The sequence below is a fragment of the Paraliomyxa miuraensis genome (assembly GCF_026337845.1).
Lineage (GTDB): Bacteria > Myxococcota_A > Polyangia > Nannocystales > Nannocystaceae > Paraliomyxa > Paraliomyxa miuraensis.
In genome coordinates, this window is sequence record NZ_JAOVZF010000150.1 from 59928 (window position 1) to 71565 (window position 11638).

Sequence of the window (11638 nt, forward strand, 5' to 3'; positions counted from 1 at the left end):
TCGTGACCCCCCTTCGCGTGGTCGTGGCGGCCGGACCCGATCTCGGGCGTCACGTGGTGGTGGACGGAGACGTGACCGTCGGGCGTGGAGCGACAGAGCGCCTGCAGCTGACCGACAGCGCCGTTTCACGGCACCATCTCACCCTGCGCCCGGGCCTCGACGCCGCCGGCCGGCCCGCCGTGCTCGTGGCCGAGATCGCAGGGGTCAACCCCGTGTGGACCCTGGTCGAGGGCCATCGCGCCGACGTGTTGGCCGGCCACGCGCTGGGCGAGGGCACCACGGTGACCCTCGGCGGGACCACCTTGCGCATCGAAGCGGCGCCTGCGGCCACGCGGACGCCTGGACGGGGCACCGGAGGTTCGACCGTCGAGATCGACGCACGCCTGAGCGAGCGCCCCGATGGCTCCGAGCGACTGGCTTCGCTCGCCGCCCTCGGCGATCGTCTCGCGCGCTGCGACGGGCTGCACGCGGTGTTCAAGGAGGCCTCGACGTGGGCCATCGGGGCCTTGCCCGCCACTCGGGCCATGCTGCTGTCGCCCGATGGCCGAGACATCCTGGGGGCCGCAGCCGACGGTGCAATGGGTGATCTGGCGCTGTCGCGCACGCTCCTGCGACGGGTCCTCGACGAGCGCCGGGCGTTCCTCGTGCGCGACGTGCTGGCCGAGCCCGACCTGGCCGATCGCCGCTCGGTGCAGCTGCGCGGCATCGTGGGCGCGATGGCGGCTCCGGCCCAGAACCTCGTGTTCTACGTGGACTGGGGCCCGAGCGAGGCCCTCGCCCGCGCCCACGACGAAGACGCGCTGCTGCTGCTGTGCTGCGCCGCGCACCTGGTCTCGGCCCTCGGCGACAACGCGTCCGAGCGCTCCCAGCTGCACGCGGCCGCGCGCCGCGGGCCAGGCTCGGCCGGTCGCCCGAGCCTCCCGCGCATGATCGGGCAGTCGGCCGCCATGAAGCGGCTGCAGGTGTTCATCGAGCGGGTGGCGGGCAGCTCCGCCACCGTGCTGCTGCGAGGCGAGAGCGGCACCGGCAAGGAGCTCGCGGCCGGGCTCGTGCACGGCCTGTCGACCGTGGCCCGCGGCCCGTTCGTGGCCATCAACTGCGCGGCCATTCCCGAGCAGCTGCAGGAGAGCGAGCTGTTCGGCCACGAGAAGGGCGCGTTCACGGGCGCCGTGTCCCAGCACGACGGCGTGTTCGCCCGCGCCGACGGAGGCACGCTGTTCCTCGACGAGATCGGCGAGATGAGTCCCTCCACCCAGGCGCGAATGCTGCGGGTGCTCGAGACGCGACGCTTCACGCGGGTGGGCGGTACCAAGGAGGTTCAGGTCTCGGTGCGCCTGGTCGCCGCGACCCACCGAGATCTGCGGCAGATGGTGGCCGACGGCCAGTTCCGTGAGGATCTGCTCTATCGCCTGTCGGTGATCCACACCGAGCTTCCGCCGCTGCGAGAGCGGCCCGATGACATCGAGCTGCTCGTGCGGCACTTCACCACCGCGCTGGGCGGAGAGATCGGCCGCCGCATCGAACGGATCGCCCCCGATGCCCTCGATGCCCTGGCGCGCTACCGCTGGCCGGGCAATGTCCGCGAGCTGCGCAACGTGGTCGAGCGCGCGCTGGTCCTCGGCGACGGTCCCGTGCTCGAGCTCGATGATCTACCGCCCGAGCTGCTCCACGCCGCGCCGTCCCGGCCGGCCGCGGCCCCGACCGCTGCGCGGGTGCCCGAGCAGGTCCGCACCTTGGCCGAGCTCGAGCGCGATGCCATCGCAGCCGCCCTCCACGCCACGGGCGGCAACAAGGCCCGCGCCGCCGCGCTGCTCGGCATCGACCGCACCACGCTCTATCGCAAGCTCAAGGACTATCAGTTCTAGCCCCCCGCGGCCGGCTTTCTGCGTTGCGGGCACCCAGCTTGCCCCCCAGAGGGGGGCTTTGGTTGGGCCGACCGAGGCGCCCTGCTCTGCTCGCCCCGCATCCAGCGAGGTGCACGCGAACAACCAGCCTGCCCCCCAGAGGGGGCATGATTGGTGGGCGACCGTGGCGTTGGTCGACATTCGCCCGTGGTTGGCGGCATCAGTCCCAGCGGCTGCGTCGAGGCGCCTGATCGAACAGCTCGTCGAGCTCGAGTTCTTCGAGCAGCTCGAGTTCTTCCTTGCCCAGCGACTCGTGGTGCGAGTACGAGCCCGACAGGGCCTCGCGCTGGAACTCCTGGAACGTGGTGTAGCCGGTGCGGAAGTAGGTGCTCACGGGGATGACGTCTCCTGGTGTGGGGATGCAGGGAACACGAGAGGAACCGGGGACCGGGGCGAGTGGCCCGTCGCCGACGAAGACCGGTCGGGGAAAGACCGGTTCGTCGCGACCCCGTGAACGAAAGGTATTCTCTGCACCTACATGTAGACAAGAATCTTACCGAATCCCGAATTCCGGCTCGCTTCACCCACTGGCAGGCCGTTCGAGGCCATTTCAGCCCCCGCGCGACCCCCGGCGCCATCGGATGCCACCCGCACCGAGCGGGCTCCTCGGCCCAAGCCCCCCGAGGTGCTCGCCCCGGACCAATGGTAAGGATGGGCGCCGTGCCGAGCCCCTCCGCCTCCCGCAAGACCCGGGTCCGCCCCCGCGTCGTGGCCATCAGCAATCAAAAGGGCGGCGAAGGCAAGACCACCACGGCGGTCAACCTCGCGGCGAGCCTGGCCGCGGGCGAGCACCGCGTGCTGCTCGTCGACCTCGATCCCCAGGCCAATGCCAGCTCGTCCGTGGGCTTCCCTCGCGGCGCGGTGCAGGCGGGAACCTACGAGCTGATGCTCGGCGGCGTGTCGTTCTCCGACGTGGTGCGCCCCACCGAGCTGCCCACGCTGTGGGTCGTGCCCGCGTCGGCCGATCTGGCCGGCGCCGAGGTCGAGCTGGTGTCGCTGCCCGAGCGCGAGACCGTGCTGTCCCGCGCGCTGGCGACCGTGCTCGAGGGCGACGCCTACGACTTCGTGGTGCTCGACTGTCCGCCGTCGCTGGGCCTGCTCACGATCAACGCGCTGGTGGCCGCCGATCGAGTCATCATCCCCATGCAAGCCAAGTACTTCTCGCTCGAGGGCCTGGGCGCGCTCACGGGAACCATCGACGCGATCAAGGCGGGCCTGAACCCCACGCTCGAGATCGAGGGCATCGTGTTCTGCATGTTCGACCCTCGCACGAACTTGGCGCAGCAAGTGGTCGCCGAGGTTCGCGAGCACTTCGGTGCCAAGGTCTACGAGACCATGGTGCCCATCAACATCCGGCTGTCCGAGAGCCCCAGCTTCGGCAAGCCCGCCCTGCTGTACGACATCGAGAGCAAGGGCGCCCAGGCCTACCTGCAGCTGGCCCGCGAGGTGCTGTCGCGCATCGAGCCGGGACGGGCGCCCACGGCCAAGGAGTCCGCCAAGAACTCCAAGGGAGCCGCATGAGCAGCAGCAAGCGACGACCCGCGCTGGGTCGAGGTCTGGGTGCGTTGCTGCCCGGCGCGGCCGCCCCCAAGCCCGGCCCCCCCGCCTCCCCCCCCGACGGTGACGCACCAACCCCCGCGTCCACCGCGAGCGGCGAGGGCCTGCGCATCGTATCCATCGAAGCCCTGTCGCCCGGCCCCGAGCAGCCGCGCAAGCGCTTCGAGCCCAATGCACTGGCCGAGCTCGCGCGCAGCATCGAGACACAGGGGATCATCCAGCCCATCGTGGTCAGCCCCCTCCCCCGCGTCCCGGGTCAACCCCCGGGCCAGCCGCGGCGCTACGTGATCGTGGCCGGAGAGCGTCGCTGGCGGGCGGCTCAACAGGCGGGCTTGCACGAGGTCCCGGTGGTCGTGCGCGAGGTCGACGACGACGAGCGCCTCGAGCTCGCGCTGGTCGAGAACATCCAGCGCGCCGACCTGAACCCCATCGAGGAGGCCCGGGCCTACGCACAGCTCCTCCAGCTGCGAGGCTGGACCCAAGACGATCTGGCCGGGCGCGTGGGCAAGGACCGCAGCACCATCGCCAACGCGCTGCGCTTGCTGCGACTGCCCGAGAAGGTCCAGGAGATGGTCCGCGAGGGCCAGCTCAGCATGGGTCATGCCCGTACGCTGCTGGGCCTGGAGCACGAAGCCGACATCGTTTCGCTGGCCCGCGAGGTCGCGCGCACCAGCATGAGCGTTCGAGCCACCGAGCAAGCGGTACGCAAGCACAACACCACCCCACGGCCCCCCACCGAGGCCGACGACGAGAGCCAGCGCCGCAAGATCATCGTCAAGGAGCTCGAGGACCGCCTGCGACGACGTCTCGGGGTGCGCGTCAAGCTGCGGCCCAAGGGCAAGGGCAAGAGCGCGGGAACCCTCGAGATCCCCTACGGCAGCCTCGACGAGCTCGATCGGGTGCTGCACGTCATCCTTCGCGAGCCCGCCGGCTGAACGCCCTCCCGGCGCCTCCGGAGCCTCACCCGACGGCGCCCTCGGGCGTCCAAGGCGATGCACCCCAGCCCAGGGACCGCTCGGCGCGCAGCTCGCCCCTGCCCCCCGTGTTTCCCCGACCCCACCGGCCCACAAAAGTGCATCTGCCAGTGGCACGCCGAGCGGTTCATCGGCGAGACTGTCGCGGGTGTCCGGAGCCGAGGACGAACGGGACGAAGGTGCGAGCGCATCCGAGAACTCGGACGCGACGCCCGATTCCCGGCGGCGCACCCCGCGAGCCGCGCTGGTGCTGCCGCTCGAGTATCGCAACGCCGGTCACCTCCTCGTCAGCTACTGCACCAATCTCTCGCGTGGCGGCCTGTTCCTGCCCACCCCCGAGCCACTTCCTCCGGGCGAGAGCCTCACGCTGTCTCTGCGCGTGCCGGGCCGCGATCGACCGGTGCAGATCGATGCCAGGGTCCGCTGGACACGAGAGGTGGACTCCCCGCGTGGTCCTGCCGGCATGGGCGTCTCGTTCCACGACATCGACGTCGTGCTCGGCGACACCATCGATGCGATCGTCGCACGCTTCGTGCCGCTGCGGGTCGAGCTGGTGGGAGCCCGACCCGCGGCATGGCACCACGTCGCCGCGTTGATGCGCTCGCTGCTGACCTGCGAGACCACCGAGCACCGGCTCGCTCCCGAGCTCGCGCCCCAGCTCGGCGACGCCGACCTCGTGATCGTCGACCTCGAGCGCTACCCCGAACAGGGCATCATCGTGCTCGAGGAACTCGGCGCCCTGCCGCGCCCTCCCCCGCGCATCGCCCTGTGCCCGGGCCGCGACGACGAGCTACGCCCCCAGGCGGCTGCGTTGGCGCGGGTCGTGCCGACCCCGGTCGACAACCAGGAGCTGCGCCAGCAAGTGCTCGAAGCGGTGGCCGAGGTCCACGCGCGCTGGCCCGCGGCTGGGCTCGGCGAAGCGCCGACGTAGCCCCACGCCACGTGCACCACCGCGTGCGACTCCCTATCCCCGAGCCCGACGCTCGGCCGATGCAACCACGTTGCGCATCAGGCCTGCAATCGTCATGGGTCCTACACCACCGGGCACCGGCGTGATGGCCCCCGCGGAAGACAACGCGCCCTCGAAGTCCACGTCGCCCACCAGCGATCCATCATCGAGCCGGTTGATCCCCACGTCGATCACGGTGGCCCCGGGACGGATCCACTCACCACGGATCATCCGTGGGCGCCCCACCGCCGCCACCAGGATCTCCGCCCGACCGACCTCTTGCGCCAGATCGACCGTCCGCGAGTGCGCCACCGTCACGGTCGCGTTGGCCGCCAACAGCAGCTGCGCCATCGGCTTGCCCACGATCGTGGAGCGACCCACCACCAGCGCGCCCTTGCCCGACGGATCGACCCCGGCCTCCTCGATGAGGCGCATGCACCCGGCCGGGGTGCAGGGCACGAAGCGCGGCTGCCCCAGCATCAGCCGACCGAGGTTGTCGGGATGGAAGCCATCGACGTCCTTGGCCGGATCGATCGCCAGCAGCACCGCGTCCGCGTCGATGTGGGGCGGAAGCGGGAGCTGGACCAGGATTCCATCCACCTCGCGATCGGCCGACAGCTCGGCGACCAGCTGCAGCAGCGACGCGGTGGTCGTGCCCTCGGCCGGGAGTCGGTGATCGCGGGTGGCGATGCCCACGTCCGCGGCTCGTCGCCCCTTGTTGCGCACGTAGACCTGCGACGCGGGATCGTCCCCCACCAGCACCACCGCGAGCGTGGGCGTCACCCCCTTGGCCGTGCATGCCCCCACGCGCTCACGAACCTCCGCGAGGACCCGCTTGGAGGCCGCCTTGCCGTCGATGAGCCTGGCGCTCATTCGGCCGCTGCCGATGATGGGCTGGAAGACGACGACGAACCCGAGCTGGAGCTCCCGCTCGAGCCCGAATCGGAGCCTCCCTTGTCGGTGCCCTTGCCGGACTTGGTGTCGGACTTGGCGTCCGACTTGGTATCCGACTTGGTGTCCGACTGGGCCGAGGCGTAGCCGTCCTTGTACCAGCCGCCTCCCTTGAGCTGGAACGCCGCGGAGGTCACCTGCTTCTCCAGCCGGCCCCCACAGCTCGAGCACTCCGTGAGCGGAGGATCCGAGAAGCGCTGGATGTGCTCCTCGACCGCCCCGCACTCTTGGCATCCGTAGACGTAGATCGGCATTGGACCGCGCCGCACTTTAGGCTCTGCCTCCGTCGCGTCAAGCACCGTACGAGCCTCGGGCGTCACCCGGTGCGAGGTCGCCGCAAGTGGAGCCCATCGCGGCCCGGGACGGGCTCGGCGGGGATTTCCGACCGCCCGGGCATCGATCCCCCCACCCATGCGTGTCACCCCGGTCGATGGGCCTGCTCGCGCTTCCCCCTTCTCTCGGTGCCACGCCCCCGCTCACGGCACCGGATTCGGGCGATGGGCCTGCTAGACTCGTTCCGATGCCTCCTGCCCGACCGCGGCGTTCCCGCACCCACCGCGCCGTGCTGGCCCTGGCCGTGGCCCTGGGCACGTCGCTGGGAGGGGCGGGAGAAGCCCTCGGCGCCCCCGGAGGCGACGACTGGTCGCTCGAGCGGAGGAACGACGATCCCAAGCTGGTGAGCCAGCGCATGGCCAAGCTCCAGCGCAACCCCTTCGACCAGGCCCAGTGGCGGGCCCTGGTCAAGGCGATCGGCCTGCCCAGCCTCGCCGCTCGCATTCGCACGGCCCACGAGGCGCGCCCGAGCGACGTTGCCCTGCAGATCCTGGTGGCCCGGGTCATCGCGGCCGAGGGCAACCCCGCGGCCGCGGCCGAGGCGCTCGCGGAGCTCGAGGGCAAGACCGGCCGCCACGGCGCTCAGATCTTCGAGCAACGCATCGACTGGCTCGAGGCGGCCGGAGATCGCCGCGGCGCCACCACGGCCTTGATGGTCCGCGCCGAGGCGAGCCGCGGCCAGGCCCGCGACAAGCTGCTCGTGCGCGCGTTCGAGATGGCCGATCGCGGCGATCTCTCCGATACCGCGCTGCAGCTGGCCCGAACCCTGGCGAGCGAGCACCCCAACGACACCGGGGCCCAGCTCCGCCTGGCCCGGGCGGCCGCACGCGCCGGTCAGGGCAAGGAGGCCGACGATGCGTTCGAGCGTGCGGCTGCCAGGAGTCCTTCACGCGACCGCGACGACCTCCTGGCCGAGCGTGCCCGCGCCCGCATGACCACCGACAACCCCGGCGGCGCCGCCGAGCTGCTCTGGTCCCTGCTCGAGCCCGCCGGACGCGCCAGCCGCTCGGTGCGGGCCGGATGGTGGGACGAGCTGGCCGATGCCCACCGCCGCGCCGGCACCACCGATCTGCTGGTCGCGAGGCTCGGTCGCTGGGTCGCCGATCACCCCGATGAGGCCGCCGCATGGAGGACCTTGGCGCAAGCCCAGGAGACCGCCGGCTTCGATCCCACCGCGGCGTGGCGCAAGGTGCTCGAGCTGTCCCCGCGCGACGTCGAGAGCCACACCGCCCTCGTCGAGGCGCTCGAGGGCAAGGGCAAGGCCGAGCTGGCCATCGACGAGTACACCAAGCTCGCGCAGCGACACCCGGCCGAGATCGAGCTCGGGCTCGAGCTCGCGGGACGCTTGATCACCAGCGGCGAGCGCGAGCGCGGCCTCGAGCTCGCCGCCGACATCGAGGCCCGCGTGGCCCGCAAGCCCAAGGCACTGCTGCTGCTGCTCGACTTCTACAACCTCAATGACGAAGGCGACCGAGCGCTCGACGTGGCCCGTCGCGTCGTCGCCCTCAAGCCGCGCTCGGCCGATGCACGCGTGGCCCTCGGCGAGCAGCTCTACCAGATGAATCACGTCGACGATGCGCTCGATCAGTGGGCCATGCTGCCCAAGCTGATCCGCCCCGCGCACCGCGGCTGGGCCAAGCACGCCGAGGTGCTCAGCGAGCATGGCCGGACCACCGACGCCGTGTCCTCGCTCAAGATGGCGCTCAAGGCCGAGCCCGAGGAGCCTCGCTACCTGCGACTTCGGGCCATGCTGGCCGAGGAGCAGCGTCGCCCGGATCAAGCGCTGGGCCTGTGGGAGCAGGTCCGCTCGCTCGCGAGCGACCGCGAGGACCGGCTCTTGCGAGACGAGGCCCGCACCCGCATCGTGGAGCTGCTGGTGGGTGGCTCGATCCCCAAGCGTCGGGCTCGACTCGATGCCACCGAGCACGCCGCCCAGACCCTGCTCGACGCGGGCGAGCCCCGCGACGAGGCCATCGAGGCGGGCCGGCTGCTCGCCGAGCTCTACACCCGGCAGGAGAACTACCCCGCCGCCGTCACCGTGCAGCAGCGCTTGTTCGAACTCGCGCCCGACGATCCCGATCGCCTCGCCGAGCTTGCCTCGGCCCAGCGGCGGGCCGGTCAGGTGCAGTCGGCCTTGGGCACGCTCGAGGACCTGCTGGCCGCCGAGCCCACGCGCAGCGCCGACACCCTCGCCGAGATGTCCGAGCTCGCGTTCGAGGCCGGCGACGCCGATCGAGCCCTCGATGCCGCGAGCCAGGCGGCCCAGCGCGACAGCACGCGCGTCGATGCCCTCATCCACCTCGGCGAGCTACACGAGCGCCGTGGTGACATCGACGAGGCTCGCCGCGCCTACCGTGAGGCCATCGAAGCGGATCCCCGCGATGCCCGGGCCCGGCTGCGCTTGGCCGAGCTGTCGCTCACGCTCGGCGACACCGAGCGCTCCGCCGAGGCGTTCCGCGAGATCCTCGACCTCGGCGGCCCGCCCGAGCTGCTGCGCGCCGCGGGCAACCGGGCTCTCGACCTCGCCGAGGCCTCCGGCACCACCGGCGAGCTGTTCGACCTCGCCGTACGTCGTACCGTCGACCGCCCCGAGGCCGACGAGCCCCGGCAGTTCCTGCTCGAGGCCCTCGCTCGCATCGACCCCGACGAGGTCGAGCGCTGGCTTCGCGAGGGCAAGGATGACGCGCCCCGCTCGCGCGAGCGGGTCGAGCACTTGCGCCGTCCCCTGGTCGTCGCGCTCAGCCGCGGATCGGTGGGCACGCGCCTGCAGGCCGCCGAGCACCTCGGCCACCTCGGGCTGCCCGACACCGCACTGCCGCTGGCCAAGCTCGGCGCCTCGCTCCGAGCCCCGCGCGATGCCACCACCACCGTGCGCTCCGCCTTCGATCGCGCTCGCATCACCGCCATCGATGCCGCGGGCCGGCTCCGCGACCCGGCGGCCATCCCCGAGCTCGAGGCGGCGCTCACCGATCCCTCGCAGTCCCAGGGAGCCCGCCACGCCGCCGCGTGGGCCCTCGCCGGCATCGGCGGGCCCGAGGTCGGGCAGACCCTCGGCCGCTACGTCGAGACGGGCTACGACCCCATGCTCACCTCGCTCGGCTGCCTCGTGCTCGGCCGCCTCCCACGAGATCGAGTCGACCCCGAGCTCGCCCGCTCGATCACGGCCGCCGCCCGCGACAACGCCAGCCCGACGGTGCGCCATGCCTGCTCGTTCGCCGAGGCCGCGCTCACTCCCGACACCAGGGTCGATCGGCTGTACGACCAACTCCGAGTCACCGACCCCATGCACGCGGCCATCGCCGCCTGGCGCCTGGGGCGAGTCGCCAAGCCCAGGGCCACCGAGGTCCAAGCGTTGCTCGAACGTTACCTGGGCCCTGCGGGTCTACCCCGAGACGCCGCCGCCGCCGCCTTGGTGGCCCTGCTCGATGACACCGTGGCCAAGCCGCCCCCGTCCCTGCCCACCCCCACCCATGACCGCGTCTGGGCCACCACCGTCGAGCGCTGGCTCCGGGCCCAGGTGGCGCCCCGGGTAGAGCCCATGCCGACCGATCGTCTCACTCCGTGGGCCGACTCGATCCACGCGGCCCTCGAGGCCGCAGCCGCCGGGACCCGAGCCGAGCGCGATGCCGCTGAGCAGGCCCGTTGTGGCGCCACCGATGGACCACCCAATACCGCCCCCGTGTGCATGCCATCCCTGGTCCAGGGTCCGATCCACCTGCGGGCGCGCGATTGACAACCCAGGGCGCCTGGACGCAGGATGCGGGGGCCATGCAGCTGGGCCTCGCCTGCCACGTTTGTGGCCAGCTCAATGCCCTGTCGGCTCAGGCGTGCTCTCGTTGTGGCACCGTCCTTGCCCCCGCGCCCGTCACGGGACTGGGGGCCAGCGGCTATCCGCCCACGCGCGGAGCGCCCCACGATGGGCATCCGCCTGCGGGGAGCACCACCCCTGCACCCGCGAGCCGGCCGGCCCCCGCCCAAGATCCGGCCCCCGTCCGAGATCCAGCCCCTGCCGCAGCCGCCGCGGACCTCGAAGCGCTCGAGACGATGCCGCAGCAGCGTTTCGACCCCGCGACGGGCAAGCCGCTGTCCGGCGCCGCCGATCAGCCAACGAGCGGCGCCGCCAAGACCATGTTCTTCGGCGCGCTTCAGCAGCAGCCCGTCGTCCCCCGATTGGTGGTGATCAAGGGCGAGGGTGGCGACGGAGCCACGTATCACCTGCGTGGAACCACCACCACCATCGGTCGAAACGCCGCCGACATCACCTTCAGCGAGGATCCCTTCCTCAGCCCCGAGCACGCCAAGTTCACCTCGCAGCACGGTCGCCTGTTCGTGCAGGACGCCGGCAGCGCCAATGGGGTGTTCCTTCGCATCAAGAAGCCCACTCCGCTCGAGAACGGCGCCTACCTCCTGGTGGGCGAGCAGCTGCTGCGATTGGTCCACCACCCGTTCGGCGATGGCTCGCCCAACGAAGAAGGCACCTACTTCTACGGGAGCCCGCGACCGGTTGGTGAATTCCAGCTCACCCAGCTGCTCGCCGGAGGGGGTGAAGGACGCACCGTGACCGCAGACGGCGCCTCGCTATCCATGGGTCGCGAGGGCAACACCATGAACTTCCCCGACGATCGCTTCATCTCGGGCCATCACGCCCGACTCGATGCCTCGTCCGATGGTGACCACGTGATCTTGACCGACACGGGCTCGCGCAACGGAACCTTCATCCGAATCACCGGCGCTCAGGAGCTCTTCCATGGCGACTACCTGTTCGTGGGCCAGCAGCTCCTGCGCGTCGAGATCGCCTGACCGGGCCCGACCAGGCTCACTAGGGGTGGCTGTGTGATCATCTGTCCAAACTGCAGCAAGCAAAACGAAGACCGCCACCGGTTCTGCCTTGGCTGCGGGACCCGCTTGCCAGCCGTGACAGCAGCTCCTCCTCCTCCCCCGCCAGGCGGCCCGCCCCCCCCCCCCCCCCC

General features: G+C 71.5%; 9 protein-coding genes. 6 read left to right on the plus strand and 3 right to left on the minus strand.

The window, feature by feature from the left end; translation table 11 throughout:
* Positions 1-2: 2 nt before the first annotated feature.
* Complete coding sequence (locus tag OEB96_RS17135; RefSeq protein ID WP_266217058.1) at positions 3-1865, plus strand: sigma-54-dependent transcriptional regulator; 1863 nt, start codon at positions 3-5, stop codon at positions 1863-1865.
* Between the two features lie 199 nt (positions 1866-2064).
* On the opposite strand, the gene OEB96_RS17140 is transcribed toward OEB96_RS17135, so the two are convergent.
* Entirely contained in the window at positions 2065-2238 is a 174-nt protein-coding gene (locus OEB96_RS17140) for a hypothetical protein (protein ID WP_266217060.1), read from the minus strand.
* 317 nt (positions 2239-2555) lie between these two features.
* On the opposite strand from OEB96_RS17140, the gene OEB96_RS17145 reads away from it, so the two are divergent.
* The 3 genes from OEB96_RS17145 to OEB96_RS17155 all read left to right on the plus strand — a co-directional run bounded on the left by OEB96_RS17145 (position 2556) and on the right by OEB96_RS17155 (position 5366).
* Positions 2556-3425: a ParA family protein gene (locus OEB96_RS17145; RefSeq protein ID WP_407674632.1), complete on the plus strand. Its 870-nt coding sequence runs from the start codon at positions 2556-2558 to the stop codon at positions 3423-3425.
* A complete protein-coding gene (locus tag OEB96_RS17150; RefSeq protein ID WP_266217063.1) occupies positions 3422-4396 on the plus strand; it encodes a ParB/RepB/Spo0J family partition protein in 975 nt (324 codons plus the stop codon). The genes OEB96_RS17145 and OEB96_RS17150 overlap by 4 nt, the downstream gene beginning before the upstream one ends.
* A gap of 187 nt (positions 4397-4583) precedes the next feature.
* Positions 4584-5366, plus strand: coding sequence for a TIGR02266 family protein (locus tag OEB96_RS17155; protein ID WP_266217064.1), 783 nt, complete (start codon positions 4584-4586; stop codon positions 5364-5366).
* A 33-nt stretch (positions 5367-5399) separates the two neighbouring features.
* Here OEB96_RS17155 and folD read toward each other — a convergent pair whose 3' ends face one another.
* Positions 5400-6257: a bifunctional methylenetetrahydrofolate dehydrogenase/methenyltetrahydrofolate cyclohydrolase FolD gene (folD, locus tag OEB96_RS17160; RefSeq protein WP_266217066.1), complete on the minus strand. Its 858-nt coding sequence runs from the start codon at positions 6255-6257 to the stop codon at positions 5400-5402.
* Entirely contained in the window at positions 6254-6589 is a 336-nt protein-coding gene (locus OEB96_RS17165) for an FmdB family zinc ribbon protein (RefSeq protein ID WP_266217068.1), read from the minus strand. Before OEB96_RS17165 ends, folD begins: the two co-directional genes overlap by 4 nt.
* Positions 6590-6855: 266 nt before the next feature.
* Between OEB96_RS17165 and OEB96_RS17170 the strand changes: the two genes are divergently transcribed.
* Positions 6856-10401 carry a tetratricopeptide repeat protein gene (locus OEB96_RS17170; RefSeq protein WP_266217069.1) on the plus strand — a complete coding sequence of 1182 codons (3546 nt, stop codon included), beginning with the start codon at positions 6856-6858 and terminating at the stop codon, positions 10399-10401.
* A gap of 311 nt (positions 10402-10712) precedes the next feature.
* Complete coding sequence (locus OEB96_RS17175) at positions 10713-11468, plus strand: FHA domain-containing protein (RefSeq protein WP_266217071.1); 756 nt, start codon at positions 10713-10715, stop codon at positions 11466-11468.
* The last annotated feature ends 170 nt before the right edge of the window (positions 11469-11638 follow it).